Source organism: Cytobacillus sp. FSL R7-0680 (assembly GCF_038009245.1).
Taxonomy (GTDB): Bacteria; Bacillota; Bacilli; order Bacillales; family Cytobacillaceae; genus Cytobacillus; species Cytobacillus kochii.
Genome location: NZ_JBBPAO010000002.1, coordinates 71,612 through 90,412, shown reverse-complemented (window position 1 = coordinate 90,412; position 18,801 = coordinate 71,612). Strand labels below are relative to the sequence as shown.

Annotated in this window: 23 protein-coding genes, 1 pseudogene and 2 riboswitches; of the genes and pseudogenes, 17 read left to right on the top strand and 7 right to left on the bottom strand. The window is 34.9% G+C overall.

All coding sequences use genetic code 11. The features are described from left to right. Positions 1-78 precede the first annotated feature (78 nt). Entirely contained in the window at positions 79-918 is an 840-nt protein-coding gene (locus MKY26_RS22565; RefSeq protein WP_411674999.1) for a TerC family protein, read from the top strand. Positions 919-955: 37 nt separating this feature from the next. Here MKY26_RS22565 and MKY26_RS22560 read toward each other — a convergent pair whose 3' ends face one another. Then, complete coding sequence (locus MKY26_RS22560; RefSeq protein WP_307317121.1) at positions 956-1,474, bottom strand: QueT transporter family protein; 519 nt, start codon at positions 1,472-1,474, stop codon at positions 956-958. Between the two features lie 6 nt (positions 1,475-1,480). Then, a riboswitch (PreQ1 riboswitch) is annotated at positions 1,481-1,525 on the bottom strand. A gap of 640 nt (positions 1,526-2,165) precedes the next feature. On the opposite strand from MKY26_RS22560, the gene MKY26_RS22555 reads away from it, so the two are divergent. Further along, the gene (locus tag MKY26_RS22555) at positions 2,166-2,432 is read left to right on the top strand and encodes a hypothetical protein (protein WP_095370310.1); all 267 of its coding nucleotides are present in this window, start codon (positions 2,166-2,168) and stop codon (positions 2,430-2,432) included. A 155-nt stretch (positions 2,433-2,587) separates the two neighbouring features. On the opposite strand, the gene MKY26_RS22550 is transcribed toward MKY26_RS22555, so the two are convergent. After that, positions 2,588-3,031 (bottom strand): GNAT family N-acetyltransferase, encoded by a 444-nt coding sequence (locus MKY26_RS22550; RefSeq protein WP_095370309.1) that lies wholly within the window; start codon positions 3,029-3,031, stop codon positions 2,588-2,590. Between the two features lie 530 nt (positions 3,032-3,561). Between MKY26_RS22550 and MKY26_RS22545 the strand changes: the two genes are divergently transcribed. Continuing rightward, positions 3,562-3,687: an FbpB family small basic protein gene (locus MKY26_RS22545; protein WP_095370308.1), complete on the top strand. Its 126-nt coding sequence runs from the start codon at positions 3,562-3,564 to the stop codon at positions 3,685-3,687. Positions 3,688-4,157: 470 nt separating this feature from the next. On the opposite strand, the gene MKY26_RS22540 is transcribed toward MKY26_RS22545, so the two are convergent. Further along, positions 4,158-4,466 (bottom strand): hypothetical protein, encoded by a 309-nt coding sequence (locus MKY26_RS22540; protein ID WP_095370307.1) that lies wholly within the window; start codon positions 4,464-4,466, stop codon positions 4,158-4,160. Positions 4,467-4,788: 322 nt separating this feature from the next. Here MKY26_RS22540 and MKY26_RS22535 point away from each other — a divergent pair, with 322 nt between their 5' ends. The 6 genes from MKY26_RS22535 to MKY26_RS22510 all read left to right on the top strand — a co-directional run bounded on the left by MKY26_RS22535 (position 4,789) and on the right by MKY26_RS22510 (position 9,563). After that, complete coding sequence (locus MKY26_RS22535; RefSeq protein WP_095370306.1) at positions 4,789-5,634, top strand: alpha/beta fold hydrolase; 846 nt, start codon at positions 4,789-4,791, stop codon at positions 5,632-5,634. A 202-nt stretch (positions 5,635-5,836) separates the two neighbouring features. Then, positions 5,837-6,556 (top strand): carboxymuconolactone decarboxylase family protein, encoded by a 720-nt coding sequence (locus MKY26_RS22530; protein WP_307317118.1) that lies wholly within the window; start codon positions 5,837-5,839, stop codon positions 6,554-6,556. Then, the gene (locus MKY26_RS22525; protein ID WP_307317116.1) at positions 6,553-7,239 is read left to right on the top strand and encodes a CoA transferase subunit A; all 687 of its coding nucleotides are present in this window, start codon (positions 6,553-6,555) and stop codon (positions 7,237-7,239) included. Before MKY26_RS22530 ends, MKY26_RS22525 begins: the two co-directional genes overlap by 4 nt. A gap of 7 nt (positions 7,240-7,246) precedes the next feature. Next, entirely contained in the window at positions 7,247-7,891 is a 645-nt protein-coding gene (locus MKY26_RS22520; protein ID WP_341099370.1) for a 3-oxoacid CoA-transferase subunit B, read from the top strand. Further along, positions 7,888-9,081: a thiolase family protein gene (locus tag MKY26_RS22515; protein WP_341099282.1), complete on the top strand. Its 1,194-nt coding sequence runs from the start codon at positions 7,888-7,890 to the stop codon at positions 9,079-9,081. The genes MKY26_RS22520 and MKY26_RS22515 overlap by 4 nt, the downstream gene beginning before the upstream one ends. Before the next feature lie 263 nt (positions 9,082-9,344). Further along, positions 9,345-9,563 carry a hypothetical protein gene (locus tag MKY26_RS22510; RefSeq protein WP_095370302.1) on the top strand — a complete coding sequence of 73 codons (219 nt, stop codon included), beginning with the start codon at positions 9,345-9,347 and terminating at the stop codon, positions 9,561-9,563. Positions 9,564-9,584: 21 nt separating this feature from the next. On the opposite strand, the gene MKY26_RS22505 is transcribed toward MKY26_RS22510, so the two are convergent. The 3 genes and pseudogenes from MKY26_RS22505 to MKY26_RS22495 form a co-directional block, all read right to left on the bottom strand. Next, positions 9,585-10,919, bottom strand: a complete 1,335-nt coding sequence (locus MKY26_RS22505; RefSeq protein WP_370873364.1) for a hemolysin family protein — start codon at positions 10,917-10,919, stop codon at positions 9,585-9,587. Between the two features lie 139 nt (positions 10,920-11,058). Beyond that, positions 11,059-11,277, bottom strand: a complete 219-nt coding sequence (locus tag MKY26_RS22500) for a hypothetical protein (RefSeq protein ID WP_233435301.1) — start codon at positions 11,275-11,277, stop codon at positions 11,059-11,061. Positions 11,278-11,310: 33 nt separating this feature from the next. Beyond that, positions 11,311-11,406, bottom strand: a pseudogene (locus MKY26_RS22495) (MerR family transcriptional regulator); the annotation flags it as partial. Positions 11,407-11,855: 449 nt separating this feature from the next. Here MKY26_RS22495 and MKY26_RS22490 point away from each other — a divergent pair. The 7 genes from MKY26_RS22490 to MKY26_RS22460 all read left to right on the top strand — a co-directional run bounded on the left by MKY26_RS22490 (position 11,856) and on the right by MKY26_RS22460 (position 16,075). Then, on the top strand, positions 11,856-12,290 hold the full coding sequence (locus MKY26_RS22490; RefSeq protein ID WP_095370299.1) for a DUF5392 family protein: 435 nt from the start codon (positions 11,856-11,858) through the stop codon (positions 12,288-12,290). A 27-nt stretch (positions 12,291-12,317) separates the two neighbouring features. Next, entirely contained in the window at positions 12,318-12,923 is a 606-nt protein-coding gene (locus MKY26_RS22485; RefSeq protein WP_095370298.1) for a TetR/AcrR family transcriptional regulator, read from the top strand. Between the two features lie 564 nt (positions 12,924-13,487). Then, positions 13,488-13,985 (top strand): GNAT family N-acetyltransferase, encoded by a 498-nt coding sequence (locus tag MKY26_RS22480; RefSeq protein ID WP_095370297.1) that lies wholly within the window; start codon positions 13,488-13,490, stop codon positions 13,983-13,985. Positions 13,986-13,994: 9 nt separating this feature from the next. Further along, positions 13,995-14,300, top strand: a complete 306-nt coding sequence (locus MKY26_RS22475) for an antibiotic biosynthesis monooxygenase family protein (protein WP_095370296.1) — start codon at positions 13,995-13,997, stop codon at positions 14,298-14,300. After that, positions 14,297-14,668: a hypothetical protein gene (locus MKY26_RS22470; RefSeq protein ID WP_095370295.1), complete on the top strand. Its 372-nt coding sequence runs from the start codon at positions 14,297-14,299 to the stop codon at positions 14,666-14,668. The genes MKY26_RS22475 and MKY26_RS22470 overlap by 4 nt, the downstream gene beginning before the upstream one ends. After that, on the top strand, positions 14,665-15,315 hold the full coding sequence (locus MKY26_RS22465; RefSeq protein ID WP_095370294.1) for a cobalamin B12-binding domain-containing protein: 651 nt from the start codon (positions 14,665-14,667) through the stop codon (positions 15,313-15,315). Before MKY26_RS22470 ends, MKY26_RS22465 begins: the two co-directional genes overlap by 4 nt. Then, positions 15,302-16,075, top strand: a complete 774-nt coding sequence (locus tag MKY26_RS22460) for an STAS domain-containing protein (protein WP_341099281.1) — start codon at positions 15,302-15,304, stop codon at positions 16,073-16,075. Before MKY26_RS22465 ends, MKY26_RS22460 begins: the two co-directional genes overlap by 14 nt. 294 nt (positions 16,076-16,369) lie before the next feature. Here MKY26_RS22460 and MKY26_RS22455 read toward each other — a convergent pair whose 3' ends face one another. Beyond that, a complete protein-coding gene (locus MKY26_RS22455) occupies positions 16,370-17,533 on the bottom strand; it encodes a pyridoxal phosphate-dependent aminotransferase (protein WP_341099280.1) in 1,164 nt (387 codons plus the stop codon). Positions 17,534-17,773: 240 nt separating this feature from the next. After that, positions 17,774-17,884: riboswitch (SAM riboswitch) on the top strand. A gap of 88 nt (positions 17,885-17,972) precedes the next feature. Between MKY26_RS22455 and MKY26_RS22450 the strand changes: the two genes are divergently transcribed. Next, on the top strand, positions 17,973-18,797 hold the full coding sequence (locus MKY26_RS22450) for a MetQ/NlpA family ABC transporter substrate-binding protein (protein ID WP_307317105.1): 825 nt from the start codon (positions 17,973-17,975) through the stop codon (positions 18,795-18,797). Positions 18,798-18,801 lie beyond the last annotated feature (4 nt).

The window sequence follows — 18,801 nt, the reverse complement described above, 5'->3', positions numbered from 1 at the left end:
AATAAACAGGGAAGGTTAAGCAAATGCTAATACTGTTTTTCTTACTTGAAGATGATATTCGCAGGGGATGTTACATAAATGAAGGAGGAAATTCATTTGGAAGCAGCATTATTATTAGAGTATGGTTGGGTGCTTTTAGTTCTTATCGTATTAGAAGGATTATTAGCAGCGGATAACGCACTTGTTCTAGCCATTATGGTCAAACACTTACCTGAAAAGGAAAGAAAGAAAGCATTATTTTATGGTTTAGCTGGAGCGTTTGTATTTAGGTTTGCTTCATTATTCGCTATTTCATTTCTTGTTGATGTATGGCAAATTCAAGCATTAGGTGCAATTTATTTAATCTTTATCGCAGCGAATCATATATTCCGGAAGTTTCTGGTCAAAAAGCATGACGTGCCTGATCCTTCAGCCAAGCCGAAAAAGAAATCAGGTTTTTGGATGACGGTTCTTAAAGTTGAGTTAGCTGATATTGCCTTTGCAATAGACTCAATCTTGGCAGCAATTGCTTTAGCGATGGCATTACCACCAACTGGTATTGGTACAATTGGAAGTATGGATACAGGACAATTCCTCGTTGTATTTGCAGGTGGTATGATTGGGCTAATTATTATGAGGTTTGCAGCTAATATCTTTGTAGACTTACTTCATAAACGTCCTGGGTTAGAAATTACTGCCTTTTTGATCGTCGGTTGGGTAGGTGTAAAGTTAGCAGTTACGACTCTTGCACACCCTGCACTGGCTGTATTACCGGAGGGGTTCTCTCATTCAACCGCTTGGAAAGCAACGTTCTACATCGTTCTTATTCTTATCGCAGTAGGCGGTTGGTTCTTATCTAAAGAAAAAATTGATGAAGATGGAGCTGGAGACGACGACCGTTTAGATCAGGCATTAAAGGAAGAAAAAGAACAATTGTAAAATTTTGATTGGAGTTATTAAAAAAGCGTTCACCTCTTTAAAAGGTTGAACGCTTTTTCATATCATTAGATAAATCTAAATTACTTTTATACAACTGCTTATATAAAAAGTAAATAATAGGCATCCCGATAATTAAAACAGCAAATTCGCCAATGGCAGTTGTGAGCCATGTGAATAAGAATGGAAGGCCAATAGCAATTTTTAATTGTAAGGCAATAATCCACATCATTACAGTAAAGACGATGGTGTTTACTAACATCCGTAACCAAATATTTTTAACAAATTTAAAAAGTACTAAGCTAATTAGTAAACAGATAATGGAATGGGCGACCCCAAATGTTAAATCAAATGGCTTCATTGGTGAAAATAATAGGTTCGTTAAGAAAACACCAAGGACAATGCCGTAAATAAATTTACGATTTAAAACAATGAGATGATTAAATATCTCAGCAAAACGAAACTGAATAGCTGAAAAAGCAATTGGCTGTAATACCATTGATATGGCAATATACATAGCAGCCAAAAGACCATTAGCTACAATCATTCTAATATTCATTTGATTACACTCCTAGTTTTTTATCGTGGGATGGTTTCGAACCACGTCAACAATAGGTTATAATATCAGGTTTTAGGAGTGTTTGTAAATGGTATTTTTTAAAAGAATTATAAAGCTGCTAGAACTTTCACTGTAAAATCCTCATCAACTTTTCTTAATTCCCTTATTAAACTGCGTGTATTGGTTGTATCTACATCAGCATGCCTTAGAGAGAAATACCTTTATAAAACAAAATACTTCCGTGTGTAGTCCGTGAATTGAGATTTCATCTATATCTTTACGTTTTTCAAGTGTTACTTCAAATAAGTTCTTTAAAAATATCCATAGTATGTTTATCCATCTTGAGTTTTTAGTCTAGTTGACTTCACTTCATCTTCTATCGGATACTTAACAACCAGCTTGGCTCTGTCATATTACTCTTTTAGTACTAAAATCTGAATGCGTTTTTCTGTATTGGATGCACTAACAAGAAGTGATGTCAACTTCAATTATGGTGATCAATATTTTAAGTATGAGTAATAACCTTATTAAAAGGATACTTTCTATACCTCAAGAACATACTATTGGTGTATAACTCCTTCCAAGTAGATCTCCTCTAAGTGGGAGGTTTACTTTTTTATAAATATTTTTCTTATAAAAGGGGAAAATATTTACGACTAAAGAGTCAATAATTTAAAAGGAGTTGAAAGTTATGGCAAAAAGGTTTTTATTCATTCTTTCAAGTATCTTATTGTCTTTCTCGTTAGCAGCATGTGGAGCGAATGATGATCAAGATCAGAATCCACCTCCAGAAACCAATAATGGTGTAGAAAATGATAATAATGGTGATGAGAACATACCTGGAGTAGATGAAGATGATACTATGTTTAAAGATGATGAAAAAGATAGTGATCCCGATCCAGAAGATGCGGTGGAAGACCCGGAAGATATGAATGATAATGATAATCGAGATGAATAAACCTAAAGCCCTTCTCAATCGAGATGGGCTCTTTAACTAAAGAAACTCTGGTTAGTAAAAGACCTTCTTTTACAATTTGGGTGTTTATTATCAATAATTGGTTATAACACCAGTCTTTTCTTATCCAATTAAAATGGATAAATCTACTTCTAGAACTAAAGTTGGATGTTCTTATGCAAGAAAATGATTCTTTCTATTTCTTCAAAACCATTTTTCTTATAAAATTCTTCGGCAGGTATACCTCTATCTGTGAGAAGTGTAATGTTACTTATATTACTGTTATGAAGCTCTTTTATTAAATGATTTAACAGCGCTTTTCCAATACCATTATTTTGACTTTGTGTTTTTACACACATTTCATTAATAAAAAACTCATCTCCGCTCCACCATACTCTTTTTACACCAAGAATAAAGCCGATAATTTCGTCGTTTTCTACTGCTAAAACGCCTAAAAATCCAGGTGTCTGATAAAAACTCAGTAAATATTTTTTAGCCTTTGTAAATGTCCATTCATCATTCCATGGCTCATCATTGAATACTTCAATAAATGTTTCCGAGCATTTAGTTAAATCATTCATTTCTAATAGTTTAAATTCCAAGGTAAATTCTCCTTATCGCTAAATGTATTATTAAACCAGCCAAACCGGTTATTTATGGATTATTCTACCACAGAAAATTTGCTTATTTGGCTTTCATAGTTAATTTTCTATGTCTGGGACCTTAGCTAAAGAGGGGAGATTACATCAATAAATAAGAAAATGTAATATAAAAGGGTATTTATGTCAATATGTTTTTGATATACCAGATATTTGATGGGTCTAAGAAAATTCTCCTATATGAATACAGCTCAATATTGTTTGAATATGTTATAAAACAGTATTTAATAAGGTTTGTTTAATTGTTAAAATTTTGTGAAGGTTTTATGACATAATTATATAAAGATAGCATTTTGGTTCAAAAGTCTTGACATTTCTTCTGTTTCATATTAATCTGAATTTAAAGAAAACTCAAAAGGATTTTGTATGGACAATTAATTTTGTCAGAAAATCTTACAAAACTGTTTTCTTCTAAAAAGATATGTACTTTATTTTCAGAAAATAAAGTCATTTAAATAAGGAGAGAAATATTTATGAGAAAGAAAAAGTTATCATACATCGAATTAGTTCGTCGTAATAAAGAAGAGTTATTAAAAAATCCAGATCAGCTTGAAGTCATCGAAAAACGTTTAGAAAAAAGGCATGAAAAAGCGAAATAAAGCTTTTATATAGAAGGGGACCAGGATAATTATTCTGGTCTTTTTACTTGTAGTGAATGGGCGACCTTGTTTTATTGTTTAATTTAATATCTAGTTCTATCTCAACAGTATGGCTGGATGGATTTTGCCCATTTTTTACTATACCACCAAAGCCCATAAAAAAATATCTAGTGGTTTATGAGGCGAATCGCAATGACTTTAGAATAATAATTAGTTACCCTGCTAATGGTTGTTTCTAAAAACAAGGAATAGAAGTGATTAAAATAAAAGCCGCTCAAGTAAAGTGAGCGGCTAAATTAACGTATTTATTTATTTTTATAATAGTCGAAGAAAGCTTGAAAAATCTCTAATCCTTGGAAAAATAAAAGTGTAGTTGCAGTTATTGAAAACATACTAATCATAATCATACGAACAATCATTATCATATCCTCCTTAAATTTGTGTTATATTCTTACAAATTTAAGGAATAATTAGAGATAATTAGATTGGAAGAAAATCGGCTGCTTATGTCTACTGTTTTGCATAGAAACATAAGCGAGTTGGCAGATGCCAAGTAAGAGTAAGCTGATGAGTATCAGTGAAACATGCTCGAAAACAAGAGGATGTTTTTTGAGCTCATCTTTTAATGGAGAGGTATCACTTAAATGGGAGTCGTTAAAGACTGCATGCTGATGGTCTCCCCAAGTGCTCAAACTTGAATGATCGCTAGGATAGTGGACAACTAAAAATGCACAGAACATGATAAGTAATCCAAAAGAGTATATCTTTTTGCCAGTCATCCGTACCCCACCTTTCTTTCAAGTTACTATTCATTATACCCACTTTAGCTGATTTGTAAAATAAAAGATTAAGAGAAATCATCCATTTGATTCTTCCACTTTCAATATAATTTATTAATCAAATTCGAAAAGATGACTAAAAGTAAATAGTTAAACGTATCATTTTTTATTCTTATAATTGCTCTAAAAAACAAGTGGTATTTATAGTATAACCATCAACATCAACAAGGGATTTTACAGGATATAACGATGGGGAAAGTTTTTGACATTTCAAATAATAAGGAGTATAACTAGTTTTATATTTTTATAAAGAGGTGTCATAATGGAATGTTATCAAAAAAATATTAATGGTCGAAGTATACAAATAGCTGATTACCCAGGTGAGAAAGGGACGATAATTGCTGTCCATGGGTTAACGGGTAATTATATGCAAATGCACTATTATGCAGAAAGTTTAAAAGATTATCGTATTGTAAGTATTGATGTCAGAGGTAGAGGGCAAAGTGCGGATGCAGATGAGGATACGAGCATATGGAAGCATGCTTTAGATGTTGAAGCATTGATTAAAGAGTTAAATATTGATCAACCAATTTTGATGGGGTATAGTATGGGCGCTTTTATCTGTTCTATTGTGGCCAGTAGACTTCAATCTGAAGTTCGAGGATTAATCTTGCTAGATGGTGCAGCGACATGTACACCACATCAAAAGAAGATTGTTGAACCCTCTCTTGCCCGATTGAGCAAAGCGTATGAAAGTGAACAAGCATACTTAGATGAGATTAAACAAATTTATCAAAACTTAGGTGTGCCTTGGGATGAGCATATGCAAAACGTTGGCTTATATGAGATTCATCAAATCGGTCAAAAGTGGAGAAATCATGCAAGTGAAGGAAAGATTAAAACCGATTTTGACAGTTTCTATACATTTGATCCTAAAGAAATATTTAAAGAAGTGAATTGCCCAGTCTTTCTTGTTCATGCAGAGGGTGGAATTGGTGCAATGGACCCGTTATTTCATGCAGAAGATTATATTGATACAATGGTATATGCTAAGCAAATAGAGAAAATAACGACGCCATGCAATCACTATACATTAGTGTTTACTTCAAGACCAGAAATTTACAATAGCATAAAAGCTTTTTTAAGAAATATTGATGCGACTAGTTGAAATTTTTCAAAAGTGGTGTAAAATAAAAACAAACAGAATGAAAGCCTATTCATTAGCCGTTAGAAAACGAACTTTTTTAATTAAGCTATTGGACATACTGGCTACTTTAAACTCTTCAGACTCTTACCCTTTTTGTAGGCGTCTCGTTTAAAGTAGCCTTTTTGCGTATAAATAAACATTTATAAAAAGGTGGGATATTAATATGAGTAGTAAGGGATTGGACTATTTTAAAAAAGTATATGATCAAGTTCCTGGATGGGTACAACAGATGCATGATTATAGTCCAAACATGCTCGATCAGTATACAAGTCTCCGTGGGGACATTATGAAACCGGGGGCTTTGTCTGTAAAAGAAAAAGATATATTACTTGTCGGTATGAATGCGGCGAGATTATATGAAAGGAGTATGGTCTACCATACGAAGGGTGCTATAGATGGTGGAGCTTCGTTACCGGAATTAGCAGAATATTTATTAGTTAGTTATTTATATAATGGACAACAAGCTCTTCTAACTGGTTTAAAGTCCATGCAATATGCTTGTGAGTTAGTCGGTGACGAGACATTAGACCGAATAAATATAGATACTGTTGAAGAAATATTGTGTCAATATATACAAATGATCGGTAGTGAGAATGCTGCGTTTATTGAGAACGTGCTACAAACGAAAAAAGATGGCGGAGATATGGAAGAGGTCATTCTCCGAGATGGTCATGTTTCTCGTAAGAACAAGCTTTTATTAATGAGCGGTATTTATATTACTGTTCTCAATGGTAAGATAGCGGGAACGTGGATGGAAAAAGCGAGACGAAGTGGGGCAGAAGAGCCCGAGTTAGCTGAAACAGGTGCCATTTGTTTATTGACAGCCGGTATTCCAGCTTGGTTCGAAGCAAGCGACTCTTTAAGAATGGGGCATGAGCAATGAAAATTTTTTCTACGGCAAAAGAAGCAATTGAAAAATTGGAAAGCAATCAAACAATCATGGTTGGCGGCTTTGGCTTGATTGGTGCACCGCTGTCATTAATTGATGAACTTACACAAAAAGACGTCTCAGGATTAACAATCATTTCTAACAATCTCGGTGAAAAGGGAAAAGGCTTAGGTATACTCGTTAATCAAAAGAAAGTAAAAAAAGGAATTGGCTCTTATTTTACGAGTAATCGAGATGTGGGAGATGCCTATCAAAGAGGTGAGTTAGAGCTAGAGCTTCTTCCACAAGGAACTTTGGCAGAATCGATTCGTGCAGGTGGTGCAGGTATTGGTGGCTATTACACGAAAACCGGTGTAGGCACTGAACTTTCCGTAGGAAAAGAAGAAAAAGAGATCAATGGTGTGAAATATATTTTTGAACCCGCATTAAAAGCAAATGTAGCATTAGTTCGTGCGTGGAAAGCTGATACATTAGGGAATCTTGTTTATTACAAAACAGCTAGGAACTTTAATCCGATGATGGCGACAGCTGCTGATTATGTGATTGCCGAAGTGGACGAAATTGTGCAACCTGGTGAACTATCTCCAGAAGAAATCATTACACCCCATCTATTTGTAAATGGGATCGTGAAAGCAACGAAGATTTTAACGAAAGATGGGGTGAAGAGTGTTGGATAAAAATGAAATGCAAAATTTAATTGCTAAACGTGCTGCTCAAGAACTAAAAAGTGGCTCAGTTGTCAATTTGGGGATTGGTATTCCGACTCTTGTTGCCAATCATATTGCAGATGGTGATATATTTTTCCATACAGAAAATGGCTTATTAGGGGTAACGGATGTTAACGAGGCTGATATTGATCCAAATATAGTGAATGCTGGTAAGTTACCTGTAGGTGAAGCAATTGGAGCTTCATATTTTAATAGTGCGGAGTCCTTTGCTATGATTCGAGGACAACATGTAGATGTGGCGATATTAGGTGTATTACAGGTAGATGCCAAAGGGTTAATTGCCAATTGGGCAGTTCCAAGAAAAAATATTATGGGTGTTGGGGGTGCAATGGATTTACTTACAGGGGCAAAGAAAATTATTGTGACCATGTCTCATACATCCAAAGATGGTACGAGCAAAATTTTAAAAGAATGTACTTATCCAATAACATCCACAAGAAGTGTCAATTTAATTATTACCGAGCTCGCTGTTTTTGAGGTGAGAAATGGAGAATTATACTGTATAGAAATAATGCCAAATAGCACTATTGAAGAAATAAGAGAAAAGACGGAAGCTCCTTTTAATGAAGATTGCCATAATAACGGGGGGCAAACGCGATGAAAGATGTAGTGATTGTAGAAGCGAAGAGGACAGCGATTGGGAAACTAGGTGGTAGTTTAGGTAATGAAACGGTCGATTTCTTAGCTAGCCATGTACTTAAAGGGTTAATGGAAGAGATGAAGGTACCTAAAAATGAAATCGATGAAATTATTATCGGACAAGCAAAACAAAGTGCAGATGCCTCTAATTTAGCCAGGCTAGCTACATTAAGAGCAGGTTTTCCTGAAAGTATACCAAGTTATACTTTACATCGCCAATGTGGCTCAGGAGTACAATCCGTTCACTCAGCTGCCCAACAAATCATGAGTGGATTCGCCGATGTTGTTATTGCAGGTGGAGCGGAATCTATGAGCACAGCACCATATTATATGCGGAATATTCGCTTCGGCCTTAAGTCAGGAAATGGGCTTTTACTTGATCCTAATACGGAAAGTCAGCCTGGTTCACAACCTGTGGAAGAATATGGGCAATTAACGATGGGGATGACCGCTGAAAACTTAGCAGAAAAGTATCGAATTTCAAGAATGGAACAAGATGAATTTGCGCTAAGAAGCCAAGAAAATGCAAGATCAGCTATTACTGCTGGCTTTTTTGAAAAGGAGATTCTTCCTTACACTGTGAATGAAAGAAAAAAATCGTCAACTTTTATGGTGGATGAGCACCCCCGTGTAACGACAATAGAAAAACTCTCACAGCTGAAGCCAGTATTCAAACAAGGAGGGACAGTCACTGCAGGTAATAGCAGTGGTAGAAATGACGGTGCAGCTGCATTACTCTTGATGTCAAGGGAGAAAGCAGATGAGTTCTCAATTCAACCGAAAGTGAAAATCATTGCTCAAGCAGCTGCTGGTGTTGACCCTAGATATATGGGGATAGGCCCTGTACCTGCCACACAAAAGGCGTTAAAACAAGTTCAATTAACAATAGAGGATATGGATATTATTGAGTTAAATGAAGCTTTTTCAGCTCAAGCTCTAGCTGTTATAAAAGAGCTTGGATTATCCATAGAAAAAGTAAACCCGAACGGAGGGGCCATTGCTATGGGGCATCCAATTGGAGCAACTGGATCAATTCTTTTAACAAAGGCTATCCATGAACTTGAAAGAACAGGAAAGAAATATGCTCTTGTTACACTTTGTATCGCCGGTGGACTCGGTATATCCACCATTATTGAAAATTTACAAATTTAACGAATGGACATCGATTGACGGTGTCCTTTTTATTTTGAAATAGTCATTTATACCTGAAAGATGAAACTTTTTTTCGCACAAACCGTATATATAGAAAGGTTCGTACCAAGAAAGTAACTTCATATTTTGAATTAATATAGGTCAGGACTTGCCTTTTGAAAAGTGAAACATTACCTCATTTGTTGTTTAAGGGTAAAGGAAATGCTGTTTTGAACATAGAATATAGTAAATAAGATCGATTTGTTAGAGGAGGGATAGGCAGAATGATTATTGGATTAGTATCAGTCATAATGATTTTTGGTATACCGATCGTTGCGATTATTACTAGCCATTTAAGTTCTCAAACCGAATTAAAGGCGAAAATAATTGAAGATCAAATAAAATTAGAAGAATTAAAACATCAAAATTATTTATTAGAAACGGATAAAATGAGAAGAGAATTAGAAGAACAGCTCAAACTCGATGATAAAAAGTTAGTATAAGTGAAAACAAAGAGCCGTTCATTAATCAATAAGCGGCTCTTTGTTTGTCATGATAGGATCATCCATTTTTTTTACCTCGAGATAATGTATTTGGTGACCATCAATTTCGGTTACAGTAAACAAGTATCCATCCAACTCTAATTGACTACCAAGTTTCGCATCAAAATTTAATGTGAGGAACCATCCTCCAATTGTATCAATCTCATCATCTGGCAAGTCAAGGTCTAACAAATGGTTAACATCTTCAATTAATACTTTAGAATCAAGAATATAATGGCCTTCCTTTATCTTACGAATTTCAGGAATTTCATCTTCGTCAAATTCATCACGAATTTCACCTACAATTTCTTCAACAATATCTTCAACGGTTACTAATCCAGACGTTCCACCATACTCATCCATTAAGATTGCGAGGTGTATACGATCTTTTTGCATTTTTATTAATAAGTCGTTAATTGGAATGGTTTCAATAACACGCAACACAGGATTAATGAAATCATGTATAGAAAGCTTCTTTGTTTGTTCAGGCTGAAGGTTTGCGGTAAGAAACTCTTTAACATTAACAAAACCGACAATATTATCTTTATTACCATCGACAACTGGATAACGAGTGTAACGTTCTTGTTTAATAATATTTCTAAGGTTTTCAAAGGAATCATCGATAGAAAAAGTAATAATTTCTGTTCGTGGTACCATGATTTCTTTCGCTACTCTTTCGTCGAATTCAAATATATTATTCATGTACTTTAATTCGTTTTTGTTGATTTCACCACTCTTATAACTTTCAGACATTAAAATTCGTAACTCTTCTTCCGAGTGTGCTGCTTCGCTCTCAGATGCAGGTTTGAAACCGAAAAGCGCTACAATTAGACGGGCTGATCCATTTAACACCCAAATAAAAGGATAGGTAATGCGATAAAACCAAATAATAGGTTTAGCAAAACCAAGGGTAATGGCTTCTGCCTTATGAATAGCGATCGTTTTTGGGGCCAATTCACCAAGGACCACATGTAAATAAGTCACAATCGCAAATGATACACCAAACGAAATCACATGTGTAAGAGAGGCATTAAGATTTAAATTATTAAATAATGGCTGTAATAACTTGAGTACTGTGGGTTCACCTAACCACCCCAATCCAAGTGCTGTTACAGTGATTCCAAGCTGACATGCGGATAGATATTCATCTAAATGGGTGACTACTTTTTTTGCTGAAACAGCTTTACTATTCCCTTCCGCTATCAATTGATCAATCTTAGACATTCGAACCTTAACTATTGCAAATTCCGTCGACACGAAAAAAGCAGTTAAAGCAATAAGTATAACAAGTAATATTAAATTTAACGTTACCGTCAAAATGTAATCGTCTTACTTTTGGTAAGACTTTCACCTCCTATTTTTTTGCTTCATGAATGTAAGTCTCAGGAAGTGACGAGAATTCATGTCTTACCATTACATTGTCCAACTTTCCTATAAGCAATGCCTTTTTATTTGTTTATTTTAAGAGTAAAAGCAATGTTTGAATAAGGGACATACTTTCGGAAGAGACATTTTTCTTAATATACTCCTGACTTGTTACATCAGTCTTGTTTAAATGGGCAAGCACTTCTGAAACATCATCCTTTAACCCATTAATCTTAATTCTTAATTCACGTACATCAATTTCTTCTGCTTCGTGAACATCTTTTTCATCCAACTTTTTCTTAATATCCACTAATGACATACCCTCTGATTTCCATTTTTCAATTAAATGTAATCTTTCTATGGCTGATCCGTCATAATAGCGATAATTTGAAGGAGAACGTTCTGCTTCAAGTAACCCAAGGTTTGTATAATGGTCAATGGTTCTTTTAGTTAAATTTACTCTTTCTGCTAATTCACCGATTTTTAGTTTCTCGTTCCCAATATGATACCTCCAAACTATAACGTTATGGTTAAATTATACTCCTGTCCAGTTTAGTTGACAATAGTTTCGACTTACAAAATAAATCCAATCGTTTTTCAATTGACAGATGACACGTTGTCATTTAAAATTAAAATTAATTATGACACACTGTCATTTTTGGGAGGGGAAATATTGAATACGCCATTAAACCAAATCGTTAAGAAACTTCGTTTGCAAGGTATAAAGGTTTCTATATGTAAAAAGCCACAAGGTTTAAGGAATATGCACAACTGATTTTGGTAACATCGGCATGTATTTACCGGCAGTATTCCCATTAGGTGAGGGGAAACTATAGATAGGGGAAAACCCTATTTGTGATTAAATAAAATAGAAAGGATGGCATTCACATGAATATGAATCCTTTTACTGATATGCCTGTATTTGTTAAGAAAGAAATTGAATTATTAAATGAACGTTTAGCGCCAGCGATGAGAGTTGCTTCTCGATTTTCGTTATTTTCATTTCCGCTTGTTGTTTTCTCAATCATGAATATCATCATTGTTCTTTTCACCATGCCCATGGATGAAAACACTTGGATTACTTTGCTCATCTACTCCATTTTAGGTGCTGTAGGTATGGCTTTATCTAAGGAATCGAAAATCCGCAGAAAAGCAATTGAGAAAACAAGCGTTGATTATATGATCCAACGTATTAATGACAGCAAAATAGCAACTGAACAAATGAAAAAAAGATATATCATAATAATTAATGAGAAGCCTGTTATGGCGCTTGCACAATTCATGGAATTTCTGCGTGAAGAACAGCGCCGTTCCTCGTTTTAGATTGATTCCTTTAGGGAGGGGAGTATAATGCCAAAAATCACTTTTTATAATTTATCAATTGAAAAACGCGAAAAGCTTATCAATGCTGTAAAGCAAGAGTTTTCTCGTGTTCCACTATCGCAAGCATCTATTAGTAATATTGTAAAATCTGCCCGTATTCCAAGGGGGAGTTTTTATCAATATTTTGAAGATAAGGAAGATGCTTTTTTTTACTTGCTAGAAGAGAGAGTAAAAAGGAATCAAAGTGAAGTTTACTTTTTATTGAATAAGCACAATGGGGATATTTTTGAAATGATGATTGCTTTTTTCGAAAAGGTGATTACTGAACAAGATGAGAATCGGAACTTTCTCAAAAATTTATTTTTAAATATGACATATGAAGTGGAACATGAATTTGGTCGAAGTTTCAATGGATATGAAACGAATCAGCAGTTTATCCAATTCGAATCAAAGGTAAATAAAGAAATATTGCATATCTCAAATCAGGAAGAGTTTAAGTATTTAATGAAGATACTTACATCTGTTTTACTAAGGAGTATTATCGAAACATTTTCTAAGGATCAATCAAAGGAAGAAGCACTAAGAAATTTTAAGTTAGAAATCACTCTCTTAAAACGGGGCCTTAAGAAATAATCATGAAATGAGAAGTAGTTGGAATGAAAAATTTATTCTTTCGTTTCAACTCTTTTTTTGCTGAATTGCTATTGAATGATCGCATCTATGTGATTTTTTCACAAAATTCCAAAAATATACATAGTGGTGCTATAATAAGAATAGCAATAGTCAATTTAGCCATTATTCCCCGTAGAAGGGGGGTGTTGCTTTGTCAGTTTTTGAGGCATTGGTGTTTGCTTGTACATTTACAAGTTTAATAATGGCTGTGCTACAATTCAAAAACGATGATAAAAAATAATCCACCTCATGTATAGGTGGATGGTGTCAATTGTTCATTGGCTAATGCTATTGCGAGATCGGACGGTGTTGCCGCACCACCGATCTTTTCTAATATATGCCTTTATCTAGTCCTATTATACAATAGAATGATTTTTTGGAACAAGCTTTGAGTAAAAACTTACGTTTGTTTATTTTATGAACAATACCATTCTTGCCTTTGCCTTTTTCTTAACCTCATTTCCTGTTACAATTATAGATAAAATACGTTTAAGGAAATTTCCTTCCTTTTAGTGGGTATTGAACATGAAAATTAGATTATTCTCAAGAAAAGATAGTACACAAATCCAATCTGTTGCTAGGGAGAGTTGGCGTTACGCATATGAAGGCTTAATTCCCGAGCGAACACAGGTTGATTTTTTATTATCTGTATATACTGAAGACGCTTTAATGAGAAGTTTATCTACTTCGGTTTTATTGGTTGCTGAAGAAGAAGGAGAAGTTATTGGTTTCGTTCATTTTTCATTAATAAATATTAAGAAAGAAATAGAATTAGGTGCTTTATATATATTGCCGAGTTTTCACCGCCGAGGTATTGGTACAGCCCTACTAAAAGCGATGTTTGAATATTTTTATGATGTCAATAAAATTACGGTTTCTGTTGTGATGCGAAATGATTCTGCTTTGGATTTTTATCATTCAAAAGGATTTAAACAAGTAGGAAAAATGAATGATTCCATTTTCGGATTTAGTATTCCAACCATTGTAATGGAATGGAGAAGTAACACAAGTCCAAATGTGTAGGGGGAAGTTATGTATACCGTATTCTCAACTTTTGATGTAAATGAAAGTAAAGCAGATGAAGTGATTGAAATATATAAGAATCGTTCACGTTTAGTCGATAAAGCAGATGGGTTCGTCGACTTTATGTTGCTTCAGAATGATAAACGTAAAGGAGAATTGACAGTACAATTAATTTTTGAAACAAAGGAAGATTATTTACGCTGGGTAAGAAGTAAAGATTTTCAACGAATTCATGATCTTGAAAAGAAGTATCCAGATAAAGAATTAGCAGCAGTCATTCCAAAAGTGTCGCAATATAAGGTTGTGGTAAAGTGAGTAAATATGAAATAATCGCAGAAGAAGTAACAAAAAGGATATTTCGAGAAGACCCTACATTAATTGAACGATATGGTGAACGTGGGAGAAATCAAACATTTATTGATAATATGCATCACTTAGATTATTTAAAGACGGCAATGGAATTAAATACGTCAAAGATTTTCACTGACTATGCCCTTTGGTTAAGAGGTATCTTAATTAAATATGGTATGACGACGCAAACCTTGATTGATAATTTTCTTTTTTTAGAAGAGGAATTAGAGAAATGTACGGTGGTAGAAAGTGAAATTAGTTCTGCATATATTGGTTTGTTAGGAGAGGCTGTGTCTATTTTAAGAGATGTTCAAGGAGGCGAGGCACAGTGACGAGAGGAGAAGATCTAGCAGAAATCCTTTTATCTGGAGCTGTTGCTGATGCTTGGGAATATATTGAGCGATTCGATTATTTGACTAATGTAGAAATTTATCAAGATATTATTACACCAGCTATGGTTAATATTGGTCTTAAATGGGAAAATTTTGAGATAACAGTTGCAGATGAACATTTGGCATCTGGAGTTTGCGATTTCATTCTTTCAAGATTAGCTGCAAAGCACAAGTTTAAACCTGTTAAGGATGCACCGACCGCCATGTTTCTTTGTTTATCAGGAGAGCAGCATTATTTGGGATTAAAGATGGTAGCCAGTATATTTGCAGAGAATGGATGGAGAACCAAGTTTTTAGGAGCAAATTTACCTGTACAATATGCATTGCAGGCTGCGAAGGATTGGAAACCAGATGTAATTGGCTTATCAGTTTCGATTGCTACCCATTTACCGGCACTTACGGAATATATGGAAGCTTTTTCTTATTTACCAAAGAAACCTAGGATTTTATTAGGTGGAAGATTGACAAATTTATATGATTTAGCTTCTTTTACCGCTATTAAGCCGGAAATTATTTCAAACTTATATGCTGTAGATAAATGGATCACTGCTTTTAATACGGAGGGGAGGAAAAATGCGATTAATTGATCTACATTTGCCGATACCGTATATACTAGCTAATAAGAATGGTGAAATCATTAGCTATACATCTAAAGCGGATGAAGTCTTTGATTTATCAGAAGGTACGATTAAAAGTATAGTTGATGAAGGGAGTATCTCTAAGTTTGAAAGGGTAGCTGCCATACCAGAAAAGAGTATGAGATTTGAAGCTAATTTAAAAACAAGAAGTATACCGATAGCACTATTTGATATTCATATCAGTTGGGATTTTCAAGGTAATGCGTCCATGCAATTTTTATTCAAAGATGATGATAATGAACCATTAATGGAGAAATTACAGGCCCTACAAAACAGATTAGCAAAGACAGATTTTGAGCTTTATGAGCAGAAGGAAACATTAGAAAAAACATTGCAAAGGTTGGATGAATTATCAGGTCCTTTTATCTCTTTAACAAAAGAGATCTGTTATATTCCTTTGTTTGGCGATATGACGGGCGATAAATTTACAACGATTATGGAGCAAACGCTTGCCCGTCTGTCAGATCATGATTACAGGTGGATACTGATTGATTTAACAGCGGTTGCTAAAGTATATAAAGAGGGAACGAGCGGCTTAGAGCTTTTAATCAAGAGCATTCTTCTAATGACAGGAGGAGAAGTGAGACTCATTGGTATAAATCCGAGTCTAACAAAAGCACTTCAGCCTTATCAATTAAGAAATGTTGTTCATACGGAACAATCGTTACAAAGTTTTCTTCAATCAGTGATAAATGATCATGCTATATGAACATTTATTAAACTGAGAGCCTACTTGGATAATGTATATGTTTGCACATGTGTTTATAGGTTGGCTTTGTTAAAAGAAAAAGGTTGTCGGATAAAGATACGTTCCGAAAAAACTAAGTAAAGACATATGTAACAATGAAGATGATACCTTGTAACGGGAATGCGAATTTAAAAGGAAGAGAATATGAAGCTTGAGTTCGTTCATAAAAGCCTCCAAGTTACACAACCTAGCCCATAGGAACATAAGTTATACATGTTTCTATGGGCTAGGTTTGTGGCTGCCATACCTCTTATATTAAAATAATTTGAGTTGACCAATTCTTTCTACTGCCTCAATTAATCGTTCTTCATCGACAAGTAATCCAACCCGAACATAACCTTCTCCAAAGGTCCCAAAGCCTTTTCCTGCGGCAACAGCTACATCAGCTTTTTCCAGTAAGTAGTCAGCAAATTCTTCACTATTGTATCCTTCAGGCACTGGCATCCAAGCAAAAAACGATCCTGAAGGAGACTTGCCGTGCCAGCCAACCTTTTCACAAGCGTTCATGAATGCATTTCTACGTCTCTCATATCGAGCAACAAGTTCGTCTACACTTGTTTGATCCCCATTTAATGCATAGGCTGCAGCTTTTTGAATCGCAGGGAATAAGCTTACATACATATGGTCTTGAAGAAGGTTGATGGCTTCAATGATTTGTTCATTTCCAACTGCAAATCCAATTCTCCACCCAGCCATATTATATGTTTTTGATAATGTATACATTTCAATACCAACGTCTTTCGCTCCGGCTGTGGCTAAGAAACTTTCAGGTTTCTTTCCATCAAAGCCGATAGCACCATAAGCAAAATCATGCAAGATGGTAATGTTGTTTTCCTTAGCAAAAGCAACAGTTTCTTCAAAAAATGTGGAATCAGCTGTCGCGCCTGTTGGATTATTAGGATAATTCAAAAATAGTAGGCGGGCATCCTTTTTTTGTTTTTCTGTAAATTGCGAGTAATCAGGTAGAAACTGATTTGCTTCTTTTAAAGGAAAGGTTTCGTATTTTACATTTGCCAAAACCGCACCAGATTCATAATCAGGGTAACCTGGATCTGGTAAGAGCATTAAATCTCCCTCATTGAGTAGGCATAATGGAATTTCTACTAAACCTGCTTTTGCGCCAAAAAGGATAGCTACTTCTTTTTCAGGCTCAATTTCTACCCCATATTCACGCGCATAAAAGGAAGCGGCGGCCTTCTTTAATTCATTAATTCCTCTAAAAGGAGAATATTTATGTGTCATTGGGTCTTCTGCAGCTTGCTGAAGTGATTGTACAATATGTGCAGGTGTTGGCTGGTCGGGATTGCCTTGTCCTAGGTTAATAACATCTCTGCCTTCAAGTTTTGCAGCAGCAACTTTTTGAACAAGGGAAGCAAAAAATTGTTGAGGTAATTGCTTCAAACGATGCGATAATTCCATTTTAATCCACCTTCATTCATTTAATCTATATACGAACGCATTTTATAACCAAAAAGACAAATTGTCCAGTTAATTTTATATAAAAGGAAATATTCGATTTCCTTTTTTGTTTTAAAAGAATAAAGGAAAGGTAGTTGGATCACTAAACCCATTTTCTTGGGAGATTGGATGTAGCATTATTTCGAACATTGACAAAAATAAAAGAGAGTAGTAATATCATATCATAAAAATTAAATGAAAAGCTTATCCAGAGAGACTGAGGGACTAGGCCCTATGACGTCCGGCAACCCCCAATATTGGGAAGGTGCCAATTCCTGCAGAATGATATCCATTCATTCTGAAAGATAAGGCGGAATAAAACCAATGCCTCTTTCAGATGATGAATAGTGGCTTTTTTTATTGGTTAAAATTCTGGTTACAGCTATGGGGAGGAAACATAATGAGAAAGTGGCTAATTGTTTTATTCATTGCAACTGTTTGTTTACTAACAGCATGTGGCGGAGGTTCAGACACGAGTGGAGAAAAGGTGGATGAAACGAAAGAATTAAAAATTGGTGCTACTGCCGGTCCTTATAGTGATATGTTGAAAAAAGCTATTGTACCTGGTCTAGAGGAAAAAGGATATAAAGTAACTGTCGTAGAGTTTAGCGATTATATCCAACCTAACAAAGCTTTAAATGAAGATGATATACAAGCTAACCTTTTCCAACATACAATTTACTTGGAGAATTTCGAGAAAGAAAATAACATGGACTTAGCACCATTAATTATTGTACCAACAGCCCCAATGGGGATTTACTCGAATGTGTTTAATTCAATTGATGAGATTAAAGACGGTGCAACCATTGCTATTCCAAATGACCCAACGAATGCAGCACGCGCTTTAAATACGTTAAATGACGAAGGTCTAATTACGATTGATGAAAACGCCGATCCACTAACAGTATCTGAAAAAGATGTGAAGGAGAATAAAAAGAATTTAGTTTTTCAACCGATTGAAGCAGGACAATTACCAAGATCTCTTGAGGGGGTGGATCTTGCTGCAGTTCCTGGTAACTTTGCGTTGGCAGCCGATATGGACTTATTAAGTGCATTAGCACTAGAAAATATGCTTGATGATTATCGCAACGTGGTTGCAGTTAAAGCAGACTTTGAAGATAAACAATATGCGAAAGACTTAAAAGAAGTGGTTGAGTCTGCAGAATTTGAAAAAATTATCGACGAAGAGTTTCAAGGATTTGGAAAGCCAGCGTGGATGGAATAACGAA